This window comes from Embleya sp. NPDC005971, assembly GCF_040629175.1.
GTDB lineage: Bacteria > Actinomycetota > Actinomycetes > Streptomycetales > Streptomycetaceae > Embleya.
Window position 1 is genome coordinate 88364 of sequence record NZ_JBEXUX010000005.1, and the last position, 20863, is coordinate 109226.

Annotated in this window: 16 protein-coding genes; 10 read left to right on the forward strand and 6 right to left on the reverse strand. The window is 72.6% G+C overall.

What is annotated here, in order from left to right:
• Positions 1 to 92 precede the first annotated feature (92 nt).
• The 5 genes from murI (at position 93) to rdgB (ending at position 3731) form a co-directional block, all read left to right on the forward strand.
• Positions 93 to 908, forward strand: coding sequence for a glutamate racemase (murI, locus tag ABZ374_RS07145; protein WP_360307384.1), 816 nt, complete (start codon positions 93 to 95; stop codon positions 906 to 908).
• Positions 905 to 1660, forward strand: coding sequence for an MBL fold metallo-hydrolase (locus tag ABZ374_RS07150; RefSeq protein WP_360307387.1), 756 nt, complete (start codon positions 905 to 907; stop codon positions 1658 to 1660). Before murI ends, ABZ374_RS07150 begins: the two co-directional genes overlap by 4 nt.
• Positions 1661 to 1714: 54 nt before the next feature.
• Positions 1715 to 2440 carry a ribonuclease PH gene (rph, locus tag ABZ374_RS07155; RefSeq protein ID WP_360307390.1) on the forward strand — a complete coding sequence of 242 codons (726 nt, stop codon included), beginning with the start codon at positions 1715 to 1717 and terminating at the stop codon, positions 2438 to 2440.
• A gap of 216 nt (positions 2441 to 2656) precedes the next feature.
• A complete protein-coding gene (locus ABZ374_RS07160; RefSeq protein WP_360307393.1) occupies positions 2657 to 3055 on the forward strand; it encodes a hypothetical protein in 399 nt (132 codons plus the stop codon).
• A 73-nt stretch (positions 3056 to 3128) separates the two neighbouring features.
• Positions 3129 to 3731, forward strand: a complete 603-nt coding sequence (rdgB, locus tag ABZ374_RS07165) for an RdgB/HAM1 family non-canonical purine NTP pyrophosphatase (protein WP_360307396.1) — start codon at positions 3129 to 3131, stop codon at positions 3729 to 3731.
• Between the two features lie 27 nt (positions 3732 to 3758).
• On the opposite strand, the gene ABZ374_RS07170 is transcribed toward rdgB, so the two are convergent.
• From ABZ374_RS07170 to ABZ374_RS07185, 4 genes are all read right to left on the reverse strand, one after another.
• Complete coding sequence (locus ABZ374_RS07170) at positions 3759 to 5321, reverse strand: hypothetical protein (RefSeq protein ID WP_360307399.1); 1563 nt, start codon at positions 5319 to 5321, stop codon at positions 3759 to 3761.
• On the reverse strand, positions 5318 to 6211 hold the full coding sequence (locus ABZ374_RS07175; protein WP_360307402.1) for an ATP-binding cassette domain-containing protein: 894 nt from the start codon (positions 6209 to 6211) through the stop codon (positions 5318 to 5320). Before ABZ374_RS07175 ends, ABZ374_RS07170 begins: the two co-directional genes overlap by 4 nt.
• Positions 6212 to 6365: 154 nt before the next feature.
• On the reverse strand, positions 6366 to 7544 hold the full coding sequence (locus ABZ374_RS07180) for a histidine kinase (protein ID WP_360307405.1): 1179 nt from the start codon (positions 7542 to 7544) through the stop codon (positions 6366 to 6368).
• Positions 7541 to 8206 (reverse strand): response regulator transcription factor, encoded by a 666-nt coding sequence (locus ABZ374_RS07185; protein ID WP_360307408.1) that lies wholly within the window; start codon positions 8204 to 8206, stop codon positions 7541 to 7543. The genes ABZ374_RS07180 and ABZ374_RS07185 overlap by 4 nt, the downstream gene beginning before the upstream one ends.
• Positions 8207 to 8375: 169 nt before the next feature.
• On the opposite strand from ABZ374_RS07185, the gene ABZ374_RS07190 reads away from it, so the two are divergent.
• From ABZ374_RS07190 to ABZ374_RS07205, 4 genes are all read left to right on the forward strand, one after another.
• Positions 8376 to 9467, forward strand: a complete 1092-nt coding sequence (locus tag ABZ374_RS07190) for a helix-turn-helix domain-containing protein (protein ID WP_360307785.1) — start codon at positions 8376 to 8378, stop codon at positions 9465 to 9467.
• A gap of 126 nt (positions 9468 to 9593) precedes the next feature.
• Positions 9594 to 10256, forward strand: a complete 663-nt coding sequence (locus ABZ374_RS07195) for a hypothetical protein (RefSeq protein WP_360307411.1) — start codon at positions 9594 to 9596, stop codon at positions 10254 to 10256.
• Positions 10257 to 10391: 135 nt separating this feature from the next.
• Complete coding sequence (locus ABZ374_RS07200; RefSeq protein ID WP_360307414.1) at positions 10392 to 12422, forward strand: flotillin family protein; 2031 nt, start codon at positions 10392 to 10394, stop codon at positions 12420 to 12422.
• A 47-nt stretch (positions 12423 to 12469) separates the two neighbouring features.
• Positions 12470 to 17272 carry a DNA repair ATPase gene (locus ABZ374_RS07205; protein ID WP_360307417.1) on the forward strand — a complete coding sequence of 1601 codons (4803 nt, stop codon included), beginning with the start codon at positions 12470 to 12472 and terminating at the stop codon, positions 17270 to 17272.
• Here the strand turns inward: ABZ374_RS07205 and ABZ374_RS07210 are convergent.
• Positions 17251 to 17946: a GNAT family N-acetyltransferase gene (locus tag ABZ374_RS07210; protein WP_360307420.1), complete on the reverse strand. Its 696-nt coding sequence runs from the start codon at positions 17944 to 17946 to the stop codon at positions 17251 to 17253. The genes ABZ374_RS07205 and ABZ374_RS07210 overlap by 22 nt on opposite strands.
• Before the next feature lie 188 nt (positions 17947 to 18134).
• Here ABZ374_RS07210 and ABZ374_RS07215 point away from each other — a divergent pair, with 188 nt between their 5' ends.
• Positions 18135 to 19697, forward strand: coding sequence for a molybdopterin-dependent oxidoreductase (locus ABZ374_RS07215; RefSeq protein ID WP_360307422.1), 1563 nt, complete (start codon positions 18135 to 18137; stop codon positions 19695 to 19697).
• 34 nt (positions 19698 to 19731) lie between these two features.
• Here the strand turns inward: ABZ374_RS07215 and ABZ374_RS07220 are convergent, their stop codons facing one another.
• Complete coding sequence (locus ABZ374_RS07220) at positions 19732 to 20781, reverse strand: LLM class flavin-dependent oxidoreductase (protein ID WP_360307425.1); 1050 nt, start codon at positions 20779 to 20781, stop codon at positions 19732 to 19734.
• Between the last annotated feature and the right edge of the window lie 82 nt (positions 20782 to 20863).

Sequence of the window (20863 nt, forward strand, 5' to 3'; positions counted from 1 at the left end):
TGCCGGTCCGAAGGGCCGATGTCCCGTGACGTCGGTCACCCCCGTGCCCGTTGTGCACCGGGACGTACCCCTCTACTGCGTACTCTCGGGGAGTGGCATTCGCATCCAACGACGCGCCGATCGGAATCTTCGACTCCAGCTTCGGTGGTCTCACCGTGGCCAGGGCCGTGCTCGACCAACTTCCGAACGAATCGATCCGCTATCTCGGCGATACCGCGCGGCAGCCCTACGGGCCGAGGCCGATCGCGGAGGTGCGCCGCTATGCGCTGGAGTGCCTGGATCGGCTCGTGGACGAGGGCGTCAAGGTCCTTGTCATAGCGTGCAACAGCGCGTCCGCCGCGATGTTGCGGGACGCGCGCGAGCGGTACGCCGTTCCGGTGGTCGAAGTGATCAAGCCCGCCACCCGGCGGGCCGCGGCGGCCACCCGCAACGGGCGGGTCGGGGTGATCTCGACGCAGGCGACCAAGACCTCGATGGCCTACGAGGACGCGTTCGCCGCAGCGCCGCACATTCGGCTCACCACGCAGGCGTGCCCGCGCTTCGTCGAGTTCGTCGAGCGGGGTGTGACCGGGGGCGACGAACTGCTCAAGGTCGCCCGCGGCTACCTCGACCCGGTGGTGTCCGAGGGCGTGGACACGTTGATCCTCGGCTGTACGCACTACCCGTTGCTCACCGGCGTCATCTCCTACGTCATGGGCGAGCAGGTCACGCTCATCTCCAGCGCGGAGGAGACCGCCAAGGACGTCTATCGCGCACTCGTGGCCGGCGGCCTGATGCGCGACGTCGGCCGGCCCGCACCCGACCACCGATTCCTCACCACGGGCGATCCCGCCCAGTTCCGCGACGTAGGTCGCCGGTTCCTCGGCCCCGAACTCGCGCACGTCGACGCGCTCGGAGCCCTCACGTGAAACTCACCGTCGTCGGCTGCTCCGGCAGCTTCCCCGGGCCGGACAGCCCCTGCTCGTGTTACCTCCTGGAGGCCGACGGGGTCCGGATCCTGATCGATCTCGGCAACGGCGCCCTGGGCGCCCTGCAACGGCACGCCACGCTCGCCTCGGTCGACGCGGTGCTGCTCAGCCACCTGCACGCCGACCACTGCCTCGACCTCGCCTGCTACTTCGTGGCCCGCAAGTACTGTCCGGCCGGGGAACTGCCCCGGCTGCCGGTGTACGGCCCGGTCGACACGCACGAGCGGATCGCGCGCGCCTACGACGTCGAGGGTGCGATCGACAACGGGCGGATGGCCGACGTGTTCGACTTCCGCACCGTGGTCACCGGCACCTTCGAGGTCGGCCCGTTCCGGATCACCGCGGACCGCATGCCGCACCCGGTCGAGTCGTACGCCTACCGGATCGAGGTCGGCGGCCGATCGCTCGTCTACTCCGGCGACACCGGGGTCAGCGACGACCTGGTGCGGATCTCGCGCGGCGCCGACCTGCTGCTGTGCGAGGCGTCCTTCGAGTACGGCCGGGAAGACCTGCCGCATGTGCACCTGAACGGCCGACAGGCCGGTGAGCATGCCGAACGGGCAGGCGTGGGAAGGCTGTTGCTCACCCATATCCCGCCGTGGACGAGCCGCGGGCGCAACCTCGACGATGCCCGCAAGACCTTCAGCGGCGCCGTCGAGCTGGCTCTGCCGGACGCCACGCACACGGTCTGAGGCACGCCGGGCGTCCGGTCCGAAAGCGTGCGCGGCACCGCTTAGGCTGGGTCCATGTCACGAGTAGACGGCCGTACCCCCGACCAGCTCCGACCGGTCACGTTCCAGCGCAAGTGGCTCGACCACGCCGAGGGCTCGGTCCTCGTCGAGTTCGGCCGTACGCGTGTCCTGGTCGCCGCGAGCGTCACCGAAGGTGTGCCGCGCTGGCGCAAGGGCAGCGGGGAGGGCTGGGTCACCGCCGAGTACTCGATGTTGCCGCGCGCCACCCACACGCGTGGCGACCGCGAGTCGGTCAAGGGCCGGATCGGCGGGCGCACGCACGAGATCTCGCGGTTGATCGGTCGTTCGCTGCGTGCGGTGATCGACACCAAGGCGCTCGGCGAGACCACGATCCACCTCGACTGCGACGTGCTCCAGGCCGACGGCGGCACCCGGACCGCGGCGATCACCGGCGCCTATGTCGCGCTCGCCGACGCGGTGACCTGGGCGCGCGAGCACAAGCTCACCCGCAAGGGCGCCAACCCGCTGATCGGTTCGGTGGCGGCGGTCAGCGTCGGCATCATCGACGGCGTGCCGATGCTCGATCTCCCGTACGAGGAGGACGTCCGCGCCGAGACCGACATGAACATCGTCTGCACCGGCGACGGACGCTTCGTCGAGGTGCAGGGCACCGCGGAGAAGGAGCCGTTCGACCGCGCGCTGCTGAACAACCTGCTTGACCTCGGTACGCACGGCTGCGAGGAACTGACGGTGCTTCAGCAGCTCGCTCTGGAGTCCTGAGAGCGCTGCGTCCCCCAGGCGCGCTTTCCCGGCATACCGCCGCAAGTGGTGGTCACGTGCCGGTTGCGAGTGTCACGTACGCGCAACCGGCACGCATCGGGTGTGCCACCGACGGCCCGTCGCGTGGTCGGACGCGAGTACGGTCGGGGCACCTGGTCATCCCGATCAGCAGCAGCCACGACCGGGCCGATCAGCCCGTCCCTGACGAGGAGCTCCATGTTCCGCGCCACGTACCGTTCCCGCCGGGTCCTGCGCACCACGATCGCGGCCACCGTCATGGCGGGCGCGTTGTTCGCCACCGCCGCGTGCGAGCAGGCGCAGCAGGCCATCTCGTGTGCCGAACTGGCCACCAACCTCACCAACGACATCTCCACGCTAGGCAACGTGCTGAACGACCCGGACGCCGCCCGCAAGGCGCTCGACAACCTGCAGAAGACCTTGGACGACAAGACCAAGGACTTGGACTCGAACGACGCGAAGAACGCCGCGAACGGCCTCGGCGACGTGATCACCCAGCTCAGCACCCGGCTCGCCAACGGCGGCAACCTGAGCGCGAGCGACGTGCAGCCGCTGATCAACGGTGCGAAGAACCTGACCACGATCTGTGTGAAGTAGCGGACCCGGGCGGCGGTCGGTGTCGATCCGCCGCCGGGAATCCGGCCACACCCGGCGAGGCTAGGCTGGCCGCATGAGCCGTCTCGTACTCGCCACGCGCAACGCCAACAAGGTCGTCGAGCTTCAGCAGATCCTCAAGGATGCCGGGCTCGATGTGGAACTCGTCGGCATGGACGCCTATCCGGAGGTCCCCGACGTGCCCGAGACGGGCCTCACCTTCGCGGCCAACGCCCTGCTCAAGGCGCATGCCATCGCGCAGGCCACCGGACTTGCGGCGATCGCCGACGACTCCGGCCTGTGCGTGGCCGCGCTCAACGGCATGCCCGGCATCTTCTCCGCGCGGTGGGCCGGCACGCACGGCGACGACGCGGCCAACCTGCGGCTGCTGCTCGCGCAGTTGTCCGACATCGGCGACGAGCACCGCGCCGCGTGGTTCGCCTGCGCGGCGGCGCTGGCCCTGCCGGACGGCACCGAGCGGGTGGTCGAGGGCCGGTTCGAGGGCACGCTGACCCGCGAGCCGCGTGGCACCGGCGGTTTCGGCTACGACCCGATCCTCCGGGTCGCCGACGACACCCGGACCGCGGCCGAGCTCAGCCCCGCCGAGAAGAACGCGATCAGCCACCGGGGCAAGGCGTTTCGGGCTCTGGCGCCGATCGTCTCCGAACTGGTGGGCTGACCCGGCCCGGTCGCTCGCCGCCCGCGTTCAGCGGCGGTCCGGCCGGCGTGCCGCGCCGATCCCCATCGCCACCGCGAGCAGTACCACCGCCACGGCCGCGACCGCGAACCACGGCGGTCCGGCCGGTTCGCCCTGGCGGCGGATCGCGCCCATGAAGTCCAGTCCGGTGATGTTGTTCAGGATGCCCCACCACAGCGGCAGATAGAGCGCCTGGAAGAGCCGGTGGGTGCGACCGGCCAGTCCGGTGCACAGGGCGAAGGACGGGATCAGCAGCGCGCCGGCGGCCCACGCGGCCAGTCCCGGGGTGTCTCCCGCGACCACCATCCGGACGGCCGGGGCGAGTCCGATCAGCACGGTCAGCAGCAGGCCGGCCGTCCACTCGGCGAACAGCCGTCGACGCGGCGTCGGATAGGCGCCGAGCAGGCCGGCCAGGTCGTGTTCGGTGCGCTGGGTGCCCAGCCGCGACCACACCATGAGCGGCCAGATCCACAACGCGGGCAGCACCGCCGAGGTCACCACGTTCCCGGTCGCGGCCAGGCCGAACGCGGACAACGACGCGGCCACCACCCACCAACGTCGGGACACGCCTTGGACCAGGATGCGCAGCTCGCCCGCGAGCAGACGCGGGAAGGTGAAGCCGACGCGGGCCGGAGTGCGCGGCAGCGCGGGCGGTGTGTCCGGGCGAACCGGCTGGGTCGACGGCTCGTCCCCGACGGCGGCGCGCGTGCCGGCCCGGGCCGGGTCGAAACGGGCGAACCACAGCGCGGGCAGCACCGCGACGGCGACCGCGAGGAGCACCAGGGCCAGCCGTTGGAGCAGGAAGACGCCGCCGGGAGTGAAGCCGGCCCAGTCGAAGGTGCGCAGCGGCTCGTCCCGCCAGGTCAGCCCGAGACTGAACTCCTGACCGGCCAATTCGCCGTTCTGCGCGACGAGTTCGTCACGCATCGAGGCGACTGCGGCATGCACGCCGAGGCCGCCCAGGGGCGCCGACCCGGACTGCCCGCCCAGTGCCGCGGTGAGCGAGACGAAGAACCACACGGCGGTGCCCAGGGTGCCACGCAGCCGGGGAATCGTCTCGAACAGCAGCGCCATCGCGGCCGTGACCACCACCATCGGCAGCGTGATGGTGGCGAACGGCAGGAGCAGCGCGACCGGTTCGATCCGCCGATCCTCACCACGCAGCAACTGCATGCCGGCCGCGGTCAGCGCGAGCACGCCCACCATCGAGGCGAGCACCAGCACGTTGCCGAGGAACTTGGCCGCGAGGTAGGCCCACGTACGCAGTGGTGTCGCCGCCAGCAACCGGCCGACCCGGGTGCGCTCGTCCCGGCCGATCGCGTCGCGCACCACGTGGAAGCCGCCCAGGGTCAACCACAGCGCGCCCGCCAGCGCGGTGGCTGTGCCCACGTACGCGCTGTCGTACCGGCCCCGGTAGTCGCCGATGTTCATCACGGTCCAGTGCGCGTCGGGGCCGGGGATGGCCACATAGGCGAGCGCGACCGCCGCGGCCAGGGTGACCAGGTAGGCCGGACGGCGGACCCGATCGCGGAAGTCGGCACCGGCCAGGCGCACCACGATGCCCGCGGTCACGGCCGCACCGCCTGGGCGCTGTCGGCGAGCAGGCCGGAGACGATCGCGAGGTAGGCGTCCTCCAGGTCGGGCACGACCGGGACGGCGGAATCGGCTGGTTGCCGCGGCGCGAGTACGCGCAGCCGTACGCCCGCCGCGGTGCGCACCATCCGGCTCACCACCCAGCGGCCCCGGGCGGCCGACACCTGGTCCTGAGGCACCGTCATCTCCCAGACCACGTCGCGTACTTCGTGCAGCAACTGCTCCGGGCTCGCGCGACGGAGCAGGGTTCCGGCGGCGAGCACCGCGATGTCGGAGGCGACCGACTCGACGTCCGAGACGATGTGCGTGGACAACAGCACCACCCGGTCCACCGCGAGTTCGGCCAGCAGGTGGCGGAAGCGGACCCGCTCCTCGGGGTCCAGGCCGGCGGTCGGCTCGTCCACGACCAGCACGCGCGGGTCGGCCAGCAGCGCCTGGGCGATGCCCACTCGGCGCAGCATGCCCCCGGAGAATTTGCCCAGCGGGCGTTTGCCGACGTCGGCGAGGTTGACCGCTTCGAGCAGCTCCTCGATCCGGGCCCGGGCGGAGCGCGCGCTCAGGCCCTTCGCGGCGGCGAGGTAGCCCAGGAACTCGCGGGCGCCCAGGTTCGGATAGACCCCGAAGTCCTGCGGGAGGTAGCCCAGCGAACGGCGCAACGCGTCCGGGTCGGCGAGCACGTCGACGTCGTCGAAGCGGATGCGCCCGGAGGTGGGCCGGGTCACCGTGGCGATGATGCGCATCAGCGAGGACTTGCCCGCGCCGTTGGGACCCAACAGCCCGAGCAGGCCCGGTTCCAGGCGCAGTGTGACGCCGGCGACGGCGCGTTTGCCGCCGGGGTATTCCTTGGTGACGTCGATCAGTTCGAGCATGTCGGTCGACCCTCCGCGATGACGCGCCGGGACGGGTCGCCCGACGCCGCGCCGCGTGATGTGGCGGCACCGGACCAGCCTGGGCGTTCGCGAGAGCGGGGACATCTGCCGTTCGGCAGATATCCGGTGGGGTCGGGGCGCTCGTGCGCCGGTGCTATCGCGGGTTCGGCAGCAGCCCGACCACGCGCCAGCCGCCCTGGTGGGGACCGGCCGACAAGGTGCCGCCCAGTGCTTCCAGGCGGGTTCGGAGGGCGGCCAACCCGGTGCCGCCGCCGTCCCGTTCGGTCGATGCGGGACGGGCGCCGCCGCCGAGGTCGGTCACCGATATCTCGACCCCTGGGCCGCGGGCGGGGCCGACCGCGACCGTGACGCCGGCCGTGTCCGGGGCGTGCCGGCGCACGTTGGTGAGTGCCTCCAGGACGACGAAGTAGGCCGCCTCGTCCAGTGGTCCGGGCGGTACGGCGGCCAGGTCCGGGGCCAGGTCGAGTTCGGCGCGCACCCGGCCCGAGCCGGTGAAGCGCTCGACCAGGAGCGGGAGATCGGCGATTCCGTACACCCGGGTCGGCGGCTCGGGCAACTGAGTCGCGTCGCCCTCCCCCGCGCTCTCGCGCAGGGTCCGTACCGTGCGGTCCATCGAGTCCAGGGCGCGCAGTCCGGCCTGTTCGATCCGGGCGAGCAACGCGTGGGTGTGCTCGGTGTCCGGCCCGGTCGGCTCGTCGAGCTGCCCCGCCTGGGCCTCCAAGACGATGCCGGTGACCTCGTGTGCGACGAAGTCGTGCAGGTCGCGGGCCACTTCCAGGCGCTGGAGCCGGCGGGCGAGGGCGACCGCGCGGGTGCGGCGGTCGTCGAGCGAGCGCAGGTAGAGGCCGACGCCGGCGGTGGCCGCCGCGGGCAGCAGCGCCACCGCGCACATCGCCACCGACGCCTCCCAGGTCGCCTCCGGGGCGCGCAACGTGAAGCGCAGCGGAAGCACCGCGACGGCCAGGCCGAGCGCCGAACCCAGCCGTGCGGCGGTGCGGGCCGGCAGCCGGCGGACCACCCGCTCGACCGTCAGCCACAGGCCGACGAATTCGAACGGCAGCCAAAAGCCCGCGAGTTGATGCGGGCCCGGATAGCAGAGGTCGAGCAGCAACGAGGTCGCCACGACCATCCACGCGGCGCCCGCCAGGGTCACCCGCCCGATCGGCCAGCGGGGCAGCGCGACACCGACGGCGAGTGCGGCCGGCAGCGCGGCGAGGATCCCCACGGGCGGGGCGAGCAAAAGCGGCAGCAGGACCAGGGCCACGGCCGCGACGGCCCAGCCGATCCGGCGACGTTGCCGAACGGGGGTCATCGCGGCCCGGCCGGGGCGTAGCCCATCTCCCAGGCGTGCATCGCGATGCCGACCCGGTTGCGCACGCCCAGTTTGCGTCCGATGGCGGCCACGTGCGTCTTGACCGTGCCGGGCGAGATGAACAGCTCGCTCGCGATGTCGGCGTTGGTCTTGCCCTCCGCGACCTGGCCGGCGATCTCCACCTCGCGCTCGGTCAGCGCCTCGATCGGCGCGGGCCGGCCGCGTGCCGGCCTCGGTCGGGTGACGTGTTCGAGCAGGCGCACGGTGATCGAGGGACTGATCAGGGTGTCGCCGACCACCGCCGCCCGGATCGCCTCGACCAGCAGGGTCGGGCCGGCCCGCTTGAGCAGGAAGCCCGACGCGCCGTCGTGCAACGCCGGGTAGACGTACTCGTCCAGGTCGAACGTGGTCACCACGACCACCTTGACCGGCACCTCGGCGTGCGGCCCGGCCAGGAGTCGGGTCAGTTCGAGCCCGTCCATCCGGGGCATCCGGATGTCCACCAGCGCCACATCCGGCCGCAATCGCCGTGCCGCCTCCAGCGCGGCCACACCGTCGCCGGCCTCGCCGACCACCTCGATGTCGGCCTGCCGCTCCAGAATGCGCCGCATCCCTCGCCGCACCATTTCCTGGTCGTCCGCCAGCAATACCGAGATCGTCACAACCCTCGATTCTGCCGGCGCCCTTCGGTGCCGCGTCCTGCCAGGGCCGGGTGTTGCGCCGCGCGCCCGGTCGCTGCCGGGAATCGGCAATGTTGGTAGCGTTTCGGTCTCGGGAATTCGGCAACGGGGTGGGGCTTCGGGGGGACCGGACGTGGAGAGCGACGACGGGATGCCGGTCGAGTTCGCGGACGGCTGGCCGGAGGTGCTCGGGGAGGTCTCCGAGACCGGGCGGCTGTTGCGGCGGGCGGAGTTGCAGGCGTTGGCGGAGTCGGGCGAGCGGGCGGCGGAGGCCGGGTACGATTGGCGCCCCCTGGTCGGGCTGTACCTGGGCGAGACCCGGCGGGCGTGGGCCACGTTGCCGGGCATCGGGCGCGCGGCGAGTGTGAGCGACGCGGCTCGGAGCGGGGACGCGGTGCTGGCCGCGCTCGATGCGGCGATCGCCGCCCTCGGCGCGGGGCACGAGCGCGCCCGGCGGCTCGCGGTGCGCCAGGAGGAGGCCGCGCGCCGCGAGTTCATCGACGATCTGCTCTACGGCCGCAGCGACCCGGGACGGTTGGCCGAGCGCGCCGAGCGGTTCGGGCTGCGCCTGGCCCGGGCGCACACGGTCGCGGTGGCCGTGGGCCCGAGCGACTACGACGAGGTGCATCCGCTGGCCCGCCGGGTCGAGCGCGAGTTGATCGGCCGGTTCGGCGAGCGCGACGTGTTGTTGACCACCAAGGACGGCCGGCTCGTGTGCATCGCGGCGGCGAACGAGCAGTCGGTACTGACGGCGTTCGCCAAGCACGCGACCCGGACCGACGCCGGCCACGAGGGCGCGCACCGGGTCGCGACGGGCCGACCGCACGCCGGGGCGAGCGGCGTGGTGTTGTCCTACGAGGAGGCGTTGGGCGCGCTCGACCTGGCCGTGCGGCTGGAGTTGCCCGGCACCGTGCTGGACGCGGGCGATCTGCTGGTCTTCCCGGTGCTGATGCGCGACCGGGCGGCGATGGCGGACCTGGTCCGCACCGCGCTGGGTCCGCTTGTGCACGCGCGCGGCGGCGCGGGCCCGCTGTTGGAGACGATCACCGCGTGTGCGGCGGCCGGTTACGTCAATGCCGAGGCCGCCCGCCGGTTGCGGATCAGCGTACGCACGCTGTCCTACCGGCTGGAGCGCATTCGCACGCTGACCGGATACGACCCGGGCGACGCGCTCCAGCGCTACACCCTGGAGACGGCCGCCCTGGGTGCCCGGCTCTTGGGCTGGCCCGGTACCCCGCTTTAATCGCGCTTTCCCTCGGGCCCGGTACCGGACGCCAAACAGGTGTCAACACTGCCGGCTTCCGGCAATGCGCCGGCCGGGCGGCCGGTGCCACGATGTCGGCGCACAGCGAGCCGAGGGGGTGGAACGGTGGGGGATTTCGTGCGGGCGGCACTGGCGTTTCCCGCCGTCCTGTTCAGCTTCGCGCTCGTCGTGGTGGCGGCCTACTGGCTGCTGGTGCTGCTCGGCGGTGTCGTCGTGGGTCATGGCGGCCACGGGGACCATGGGGGTGCACATCATGGGGGGCCCTGGGCCCACGGGGGCCATGATGCTCACGGTGGTCATCCGGGTCATGGGGACCACGACCCTCGCGACACCGCCGGCGTGCCGATCACCGTGACCCTTTCGTTCGCGATCGTGGTGACCTGGTTCGTCTGTCTGGTCGGCACCGCGCTGACCGACCGATGGTGGCTGCGCGCCGCGGCGCTCCCCGCGGCGCTCGGTCTCGGCCTGCTCGCCGCACGCCTGGTGCGAGCCCTGGGCCGGCGCTTCCTGCCGGCCGAACGGCCCTCTGTTCGCGCCGACTTCGTCGGCCGTACCTGTCGGGTCCGGACCGGCCGGGTGGGCCCCGACTTCGGCCAGGCCGAGGTCCGCGCCGAGGACGGCTCGACCGCGATCCTCCAGGTGCGCACCGACGAGAGCGGGCTGGTCTCCGGCAGCACCGCGTTGATCTTCGACTACGACGTGGCGGGCGAGTTCTTCCGGGTCACCCGCTTCGACAGTGCGCTGGACCCGGATCGCACGGTGCGCTGATCGGGTCGGGCCGCGCCCGCCCCTCGTGCTCGTCCCCACCCCGCTCGCGGCGCCGTGCGTCGCGGCCGCGGGATCGCCTGCGCCGAAACCGCCTTCCTGCCAACCAACGTCCCGTTCGACCAAGGGATTTCACTGATGGATGCCATCACCGTGGGCATCGGTGTGCTCGTCGCCGTCGTCCTGCTCGTCCTGTTCGTCGTGCTGCTCGCCGTGGCCCGGCTGTACCGCAAGGTGTCGCAGGGCCAGGCCCTGATCATCTCCAAGGCGGACACGGTCGACGTCACCTTCACCGGTGCCGTGGTGCTGCCCGTGCTGCACCGGGCCGAGACCATGGACATCTCGGTGAAGACCATCGAGATCCGCCGGACCGGCCGCGAGGGCCTGATCTGTCGGGACAACATCCGTGCCGACATCCACATCTACTTCTTCGTCCGGGTCAACAAGACCGTCGAGGACGTGATCAAGGTCGCCCAGGCGATCGGCGCGGACCGGGCCAGCGATCGGGCCGCGATCCAGGACTTCTTCGCCGCCAAGTTTGCCGAGGCGCTCAAGACGGTCGGCAAGCAACTCGACTTCGTCGACCTGTACACCAAGCGCGAGGAGTTCCGGGACCGCATCCTCGCGGTGATCGGCACCGACCTCAACGGCTACCACCTCGACGACGCCGCGATCGATTTCCTCGAACAGACCCCGATGAGCCAGCTCGACGGTGCGAACATCCTGGACGCCCAGGGCATTCGCAAGATCACCGAGCTGACCGCGATCGAACACGTGCGCACCAACGAGTACCAGCGCACCGAGGAGAAGGAGATGACCCGGCAGAACGTCGAGGCCCGGGAGACCGTGCTCGAACTGGAGCGCCGGCAGGCCGACGCGGAGATCAAGCAGCGCCGGGAGATCGAGATCAGCCGGGCCCGCGAGGAGGCCGAGACCGCCCGGGTGCAGGCCGAGGAGCGGCTGCGCGCGCAGAGCGCCCACATGAAGACGGAGGAGGCGCTCGGGATCCAGAACGAGAACCGCGAGCGTGAGGTGGCCGTCGCGCAGAAGAACCGCGAGCGGGTGATCGCGGTGGAGAACGAGCGGATCGAGAAGGACCGGCTCCTGGAGGTGATCGCCCGGGAGCGGGAGACCCAACTGCGTCGGATCGCCGGCGACAAGGAGGTCGAGGGGGAGAAGCGCGAGATCGCCGAGGTGATCCGGGAGCGGATCGCGGTCGAGCGCACCGTCGCCGCGCAGGAGGAGGAGATCAAGAAGCTCCGGCTGGTCGAGGAGGCCGAGCGCGAGCGCCAGGCGTTGATCATCCAGGCCGAGGCCCAGGCGCAGGAGCGACTGGTCAAGGACATCAAGGCGGCCGAGGCCGCCCAGCAGGCGGCCGGACACCGGGCGGCCGAGCAGCTCACCCTGGCCGAGGCCCGGCGCAAGGCCGCCGAGCTGGACACCCAGGCGGCGATCCGCGGCGCCGAGGGCAAGCGGGCCGAGGCGGCGGCGGTCGGCCTGGCCGAGGCCGAGGTGCAGGAGCGGATGGCCGAGGCGGTGGCCAAGCTGGGCCACGCCGAGGCGGAGGTGACCCGGCAGAAGGCGCTCGCGAGCGCCGAGGGCCTGCGCGAGCGGCTCAAGGGCGAGGCGGAGGGCCTGACCGAGAAGGCTGCCGCGATGGCCGCGCTGGACGAGTCCAGCCGCGAGCACGAGGAATACCGGCTGCGGTTGGAGGCGGAGAAGGAGATCCGGCTGGCCGGCCTGGAGGTGAACCGGCAGATCGCCGAGGCCCAGGCCACGGTGCTGGCGACCGGCCTGGAGAACGCCAAGATCGACATCGTCGGCGGCGACAGCATGTTCTTCGACCGCATCATGGGGGCGATGGCCGCCGGGAAGAGTGTGGACGCGTTCGTGGACCGCTCCGACACGGTACGCACGATGGCCGGCGCCTGGCTGGACCCGAACGGCTCCACCTTCGCCGCCGACCTCGGTGCGATGGTCGGCGGCCTGGGCGCGAGCGGCGTGCGCGACCTCACCCTGGCCGGCGCGCTCGGCGCGCTGATCGCCGGCGGCGGCCCGCAGACCGCCGTGCTCAAGGGCCTGCTCGAATCGGTGCGGGCCGGCGGCCTCGGCGACACCCGACTCGCCGACCTGGTGGTCCCGGCGCAGCTCAACGGCGCCGGCAAGTAGTCACCGGCGTCCCGAACCGCCCGTACAACAAGGGAGTTGACCCGAACGTGAGCAGCCCAGCCCCGGCCCGGGGCGGTTCCGAGTCCGAGGCCGAGTCCGGGACTTACGAGGTCCTGCGCGACCGGTTGCTGAGCGCGGCCCGCGACCTGGGCGCGCGGGCCGGGGCGCTGAACGAGCGCCGGGTGCACACCTACGGCGGCGGCACGCTCGACCTGGCCGACACCCACCGGGTGCACACGCAACGCCCCGCCTGGGCCCGGGACGTCGTCCAGGTCGGCGGGCTGCTCCTGGTCGGCCTCCGGGGCGGCGGCGTGCCGGGCGAACCGGTCTGCCCCGACGACGTGTTCGCGCTGCACCGGCGCACGCCCGAGGGCTTCGCCCCGGCGCCGGCGGACGCGGTGCCCGGTCTGCTCGACGACGCCCGCTTCCGGCAGGACTTCACCGAACTCTTCCGCTACTTCCGCGATACCGAACTGCTGCACCTGCGCGACACCGGCACGCACCTGCTCGCGGTCTTTCGGGTCGGCGAACGGCTCACCGACATCCGGGTGTTGCGCTGGCGGCTCGGCCCGGACGGCAGCCCGACCTATCTGGACGCGCAGGGCGAGCGCGAGTACGCCCTCCCGCCGGCACACGACTTCGCCTGGACCGCGAGCACCCGCGCCGACCACGTGCCGGGCCGGCATCCGCACATCGCGATCGCACAGACGTTGTACGTGTCCACCCTCGACGGCCGGCTCACCGTCAAGGTGGTGGACGACACCGCGACCGCCGAGGGCGTCTACGCCGAACCGGTCGAGGATCCGCTCCAGTCGCTGGCCGACGCGGACGTCGAACACGCCCGGGTCGGGCCGCTGTTGCTGGTCCGGGTGCGCCCGTACCACGAGGACGCGTGGCGGCATCTGGTGCACAACACCCGCACCGGCGAGGTGCTGCGCCTGGACGGCATCGGGGCGGCCTGTCGGCGACTTCCCGACGAGCAGGGCATCGTCTTCCCCGGCGGCTACTACCTGAGCACCGGCACCGCGCGCACGTTCGACATCGACACCGTCGGCCTGGAGTTCGAGTCGACGGTGCGCTCGCCCAACGGCGAGGACGTGCTCTACGTGTTCCGGGCCCGCGCCCAGGGTCGCACCGTGCTGCTCTCCTACAACGTGATCCGCGAGGAGGCCGCAGCGCCGATCGTCGGACACGGCCGGGCGTTCTTCGCGGACGGCACGATGGCGGTGCTGCGCGCGGCGGGCGAGGAACCCGGCCGGGTGCACCCGATCCAGGTGTGGCGCACGCCGTACACCTCGGACGCGTACGCGGCGGCGCGGCCCGCCGGGACCGGCCCGCTGGCCCGGATCGGCAACCCCGAACTGGTGCGCGGCATCGCCGACTGCCTCTCGATCGCCGCGATGGCCGAGGAGATGGCGCCCACCACGGCGGTCTTCGCCGCGATCGCCGCGGCCGCGGCCCGGGTCGAGGACACCCACCACTGGCTCGCCGATCCCGAACTCGAGCGACTCGACGAACCGTTGGCCGCCGTCCGGGGCACCGCGGCCGATGTGGTCGAGGAGTTCCGCCGGGTCCTGGACCTGCGCCGGATTGCCGCCGAGGCGGTCGAGGAGGCCGCCGCGAACACCGTCACGCTGACCCGGCGGGTGCGCGGCGAACACCCGGACAGCGCCGCGGCGTGCGTCCGACAGCTCACCGAGCTGCGGCGGGCCCAGGGCCGGTTGGCCACCCTGCGGGAGATCCGCTACGTGGACACCGCGGCCCTGGACGGCCTCGACGCGAGCGTGGTCGAGGAACTGGCCGAGGCCGGCCGGCGTGCGGTCGCCTTCCTCGCCACCGCCGACGCGTTCGCCGACACCCACCTGACCGTGGACCGCCTGGCCGCCGAAGCCGCCGAGTCGGACACCGTCGCCGGATCGGCCGCGCTGACCGAGCGGATCGACGAACAGGCCGAGGGCCTGCGCATCGTCACCGAGGTGGTCGGCACGCTGGAGGGCACCGACGCCACCGTGCGCACCACGATCCTGACCCGGATCGGCGAGGTGCTCGGCGGGGTCAACCGGGCCCGCGCCACCCTCTCGACCCGCCGGCGCGAGCTGGTCGCGGCCGAACAACGCGCCGAATTCGCCGCCGAGATCACCCTCCTGGAACAGACCGTGGTCGGCGCGCTGTCCGCCGCCGTCGATCCCGAGGAGTGCGACGAACAACTCGGCAGGCTGCTCGCCCGGATCGAGAACCTGGAGGCCCGATTCGGCGATCTCGACGAGCACCAGGCCCGGATCGACCACGAACGCGAGCGCGTCCACGACGCGTTCTCCGCCCGCAAGCAGGCCCGGCTGGACGAGCGCGCCCGACACAGCGCCCGACTGGTCGACTCGGCGCGGCGGATCCTGACCACGATCGCTCGCCGGGTCGCCGACCTGGCGAGCACCGACGAGATCAACACCTGGTTCGCCTCCGACGCGCTGGTCGCCAAGGTGCGCTCGACCGCGGCGGAACTGCACCGACTCGGCGACCCGGTGCGGGCCGGCGAATTGGAGGGCCGGCTCAAGGCCGCTCGGCAGGAGGCCGCCCGGGCCCTGCGCGACCGTGCCGAACTCTACGACGCGGCGGGAACCGTACGGCTGGGCCGGCATCGGTTCGCGGTGCACGGGCGGCCGATGGAGTTGACCCTGCTCCCGGACGGGGACGGCCTGGCCTTCGCGATCACCGGCACCGACTACCGCGCGCCGCTGCGCGAGCCGCTGCCGGCCGCGCACCGGGCCTTTCGGGACCAGCCGTTGGGCTCGGAGTCGCCGCAGGTCTACCGGGCCGAGTACCTCGCCGCGGTGGTGCTGGCCGAGAGCCGATTCCCGGCCTCGGCCACCCCCTCGGCCGAGGAACTGCTCGCCGAGGTGCGCCGGATCGCGCTGCCCCGGCACGGCGAGGGCTACGACCGAGGCGTGCACGACCACGACGCGGCGGCGCTGCTGGCGGCCGTACTGCGGTTGCGTGCCGGCGCCGGACTGCTGCGCTTCACGCCGCAGGTGCGGGCCGCGGCCCAGCTCTTCTGGGCCTACGGCGCCGGTCCGGACGCCCGGGCGCCGTGGACGATCCGGGCCCAATCGTTGGCCCGGGCCCGGGAGACCTTCGGCCCGGTGCCGGCCGCGCACGATCTGGCCGCCGAACTCGGCGAACAGGCGGTCGAGTTCCTGACCGGCGCGCTCGGCGCGCCGACCGTGGCCGGCGAGGCGGTCGGCGGCTACCTGGTCGAGGAACTCGCGGCCGGCGGACCACGTTTCGTCACCGGAGCCGCGGCCCGGACGCTGCTCGCCGACTTCCGCACCGCGCTCGGCGGCGACGGCTCACCCGCCGCCAAGGACTTCGCCGAGGACCTGCGCGCCCTCGGCGACGACCTCGCCGCCCGCCACCAACTGGTCACCGCGTGGCTCGGCGCCTACGCCGAACGACTCGACGCCGGCCCGCCCGTCGACCTGCCCGAGGCGATCGCGATCGAGGTGTGCGGCAAGACGCTGGACCGACACCCCGTGGACGCGCCCCTGGCGACCACCGTGACCGGTCTGCTCGGCAGCCACCCGCGCCTGACCGGCGCCGGCACGCTGGACCTGCGGCTGGACGAATTCCTGCTGCGCACCGACGAGTTCCGCCTGGTCCGGGTGCCCGCGTATCGGGCCTACGAGCGCACCCGGGCGAGCCTGCTCGCCGCCGAGCGCGAGCGACTGCGGCCGGACGCGCACACCCCCCGGGTGTTGCCGACCTTCGTGCGCAACCGGCTGATCGACGAGGTCTATCTGCCACTGATCGGCGACAACCTGGCCAGGCAACTGGGCGCGGCCGGCGACGCCCGGCGCACCGACAACCAGGGTCTGTTGCTGCTGCTGTCCCCGCCCGGATACGGCAAGACCACGCTCCTGGAATACGTCGCGGCCCGCCTGGGCCTGGCGTTCGTCCGGATCGACGGCCCGGCCCTGGGGTCGCGCACCACGTCCCTGGACCCGGCCGCCGCACCGGACGCCGCCGCGCGGCGCGAGATCGAGAAGATCGGCTTCGCGCTGGAGTTGGGCAACAACGTGCTGCTGCACCTGGACGACATCCAGCACGTATCGCCCGAACTGCTCCAGAAATTCGTCTCGTTGTGTGACGCGCAACGCCGGATCGAGGGCGTGCGAGCGGGCGAGGCGCGCAGCTACGACCTGCGCGGCAAGCGGTTCGCGGTGTGCATGGCGGGCAACCCGTACACCGAGTCCGGGGCCCGCTTCCGGATCCCGGACATGCTCGCCAACCGGGCCGACGTGTGGAACCTCGGCGACGTGCTGGGCGGCCGGGAGGAGCTGTTCGCCCTGAGCCACATCGAGAACGCGCTGACCGCGAACCCGATCCTGGCTCCGCTCGTCGGTCGCGAGCGCGGCGACCTGGAACTGCTGGTCCGGCTCGCCCGCGGCGACGCCGCCCGCCCGGAGCGCCTCGCCCACCCGTACGATCCGACCGAACTGGAGCGCATCGTTGCGGTGTTGCGCCGACTGCTGCACGTGTGCGAGACGGTCCTCGCGGTCAACCGGGCCTACATCGCCTCGGCGGCACAGTCCGAATCCTCGCGCACCGAACCGCCGTTCCGCCTCCAGGGCTCCTATCGGGACACCAACAGGCTGGCCGAGCGGCTCCTGCCGGTGCTGGACGACGCCGAGGTCGAGACGCTGTTGGACGACCACTACGCCGCGGAGGCGCAGACGTTGACCGGCGACGCGGAGGCGAACCTGCTCAAGCTGGCCGAACTGCGCGGCCGGTCGACGTCGGCCCAGGAACTGCGCTGGGCGCAGGTGAAGCGGGCCTACCTGGCGGGTCGGGGCTGAGCCGCGTCGTCTTCTCGGACCGGCTCCGGGATCCAGGCCGCGGTGAGCACGCCGTGTTGCGTCCAGCCCAGCGTGCGGTACAGCGCCAGCCCGTCCGGGCTGGCCACCAGGACCCCGGTCCGGGCGCCCCGCGCGGCGGCGGCGTCGCCGAGGGCGGTCATCACCACGCTGCCCAGGCCCCGACGGCGGTGCGCCGCATCCGTCCCGATTTGGTCCGCCACCGCGGTCTCCCCGGTCACCGCGATCCGACCGTGGGCGGCGACGGCACCGTCGGCGGCCCGCAGCCGGACCTGGACCACCCCGCCCGTCGGCTCGATCTCGATCGTGTAGCCGCTCGGCACGTCCACCGTCGCCCGCCGCAGCGGTCCGGTCATCGGATACTCCGGCTCGCCCACGGTCCACGCGGACGTCAGCTCGGCCCGCACCCGCTCGACCGGGGCGAGGACCTTGATCCAGGTCCCGGGAGCGGTCCGGGTCCGGGCGAGTTCGGCCACCCGATCGAGATCGAAGAGTACGTACCGCACCCGATGACCCGGCAGGCCCACCTGTAGCCGGAAGCCGCCCGCCACCTCGACCGGCGGCGGCACCTCGCGGGCGGGCGCCCAACCGGTGACCCAGGCCCGCACCAGTTCGGCGGCGGGGAACGGAAGGTGCTCGCGGACGGTGGTGGTCACGGCTTCCCCAGACGGATCGACGACTCGACCCGGAAAGCTTATTGCAAGGTATTCGCAATAAGGCTCGGGGTGCTTCGTCACACAACGGTAAGCAGCGGATTTCCCCGTGCGGGCTGGCGCGAAGCCACGATGGGGGGCAGCCCTGGCGAGCCGTTCGCCAGGGTTGTTCTCGGACGTGAGGTGGCGTTGTGCGGCGTTCTGGTCGGTCCGGTGCCGCGTTGGTCGGTGTGGTCTCGGCGGCGGTGGCGCTCGGGGTGGCCGAGGCGGTCGCGGCCTTCGTGCGACCGGAGGCCACCCCGTTCGTGACGATCAGCGGCGCGGTCACCGACCGGGCGCCGCAGGGGCCGCGCGAGTGGGCGATCCGCACCTTCGGGACCGGCGACAAGGCGTTTCTGCTGACCGTGATCGCCGTGCTGCTCGTGGTGTTCGCCGCCGGACTGGGTGTGCTCGCCGCCCGCCGGCTCCGCTACGGGATCGCCGGGGTGCTCGCGCTCGGCGCCTTCGCCGCGTGGACCGCCGCCGACCGACCCTCGTTCGAAGCCGCCGACCTGGCGCCGGTGTCGGTCGGCACGCTCTTCGGGGTGCTGACGCTGGTCGTGCTGACCCGGCCGGACCTGATCGACCGCCGCCCGCTCGCCCGCCCGCTGCCGGGCGCGCCCGAGGACGGCGTGAGCGAGCCGGCCCCGGACACCACACGCCGCACGGTGCTCGTGGCCGGCGCCGCCGCGCTCGCCGCGTTGACCGGGTTCGGCGGCCGGATGCTGCAACACGCCCGGTTCAACGCGGAGAAGTCCCGGGCCGCGGTCGCCGCGAACCTGCCCACACCGCTCAGCCCCGCCGCCCCGGCCGGCCCCGGCCTGCTCGAACCCGGCCTGACCCCGTACCTGACCTCGAACGCCGACTTCTACCGGATCGACACCGCCTTCACCGTGCCGCAACTGCGCGCCGAGGACTGGGAGCTGCGCATCCACGGCCTGGTCGACCGGGAAATCCGGCTCGACTACCGGCAGTTGCTGGAGCGCGTCGCGATCGAGCGGGACATCACGCTGGCCTGCGTGTCCAACGAGGTCGGCGAGGACCTGATCGGCAACGCCCGTTGGCTGGGCACCCCGCTGGCCGACCTGCTGCGCGAGGCGGGCATCCGGCCCGGCGCCGATCAGTTGGTCTCCCGCTCGTCGGACGGGATGACCATCGGCACCCCGCTGCGCGAGGTGCTGGACGGGCGCGACGCGATGTTGGCGTACGCGATGAACGGCGAGCCGCTGCCGATCAAACACGGCTTCCCGGTGCGGATGGTGGTGCCGGGGTTGTACGGCTACGTCTCCGCGTGCAAGTGGCTCGTGGACCTGGAGGTGACCCGGTTCGACACGTTCAGCGCCTACTGGGTCAGGCTCGGCTGGGCCCGGCAGGCCCCGATCAAGACCCAGTCGCGACTGGACACCCCCAGGGACGGGAGCAGCGTCGAGGCCGGCCCGATCCCGGTCGCGGGCGTCGCCTGGGCCCAGCACCGAGGCATCGCTGCGGTCGAGATCCAGGTCGACGACGGCCCGTGGCAGCCCGCCGAACTCGCGCCGCAGACCACCACCGACACCTGGCGGCAGTACCGCCTGCGCTGGGACGCCACGCCGGGCCGGCACACCCTGCGCGTCCGAGCCACCGACGGCACCGGCGCGGTACAGACCGCCAAGACCGCGGACGTGCTGCCCGACGGCGCCACCGGGCAGCACCACGTCGAGGTCACGGTGCGCTGAATCGCCGACCGGCGAGCCGGGCCCGGCGCCGGGCTCACTCCTCGATGAGCCCCCACGCCTTCGCGATCAACTCGTACGACCGGATCCGGGCATCGTGCCCGTAGACGTTGCTGATCACCATCAACTCGTCCACCTGCGTGCGCTCGCGCAACTCCCGCATACCGGCTCGCACCTCGGCCAGGTCACCGCTGATGTGTTGGCGTCGGTAGTTCGCCACGAACTCCCGCTCGGCCGGCGTCCACGGATAGGACTCGGCCTCCTCCGGCGAGGGCATCCGGCCCGGATTGCCGCTGCGCAGCCGCAACATCGACAACGCCTGGGACTGCGCGAGCCGCTCCGCCTGCTCGTGGGTGTCGGCCGCGATCACCCCGGCCGCGATCATCGAGTACGGCTCCTTGAGCGACTCGGACGGCTGGAACGACTCGCGGTACAACCGCAGCGCGGGCACCGTGTGCTGCCCGCTGAAGTGGTGCGCGAAGGCGAACGGCAGGCCCAGGACCCCGGCCAGTTGGGCGCTGTAGCCGCTGGATCCGAGCAGCCACACCGGCGCCTCGCCGGCCGCGAACTCGCCGCCCGCCTCGATCCCCGACGCGGGACCGGGCACCGCGTGCATTCGCGAGTAGGGGTGATCCGGGGCGAACGACCCGGTGACGAAGCCGATCAGCTCGCCGAGCGCCTGCGGGAACTCGTCGACCGACTCGGCGCCACCGCCGCGGCGCAGGGCGCGCATGGTGACCTGGTCGGTGCCCGGGGCCCGGCCGATGCCGATGTCGATCCGCCCGGGGTGCAGCGCCTGGAGCGTGCCGAACTGCTCGGCGACCACCAGCGGCGCGTGGTTGGGCAACATCACGCCGCCCGAGCCCAGCCGCAGGGTGGAGGTGTGCGCGGCCAGGTGGGCGAGCAGCACCGGCGGCGAGGAGCTGGCGATGCCGGGCATGTTGTGGTGCTCGGCCACCCAGAACCGATGGAAGCCCCATTGCTCGGCCCGCCGGGCCAGCTCGGTGCTCGTGCGCAGTGCCTCGGTCGCCGAATACCCGGTCCCCACCGGGGCCACGTCCAGTACCGACAGCTTCACAGCGTCCACTCCGCGTCCCTCTTCCTCGCCGTTTCTCGCCCGCCCGATTGCGCACCCGTGCACCCGTGCCGCCGAGGGTGGGGTGGCCGCG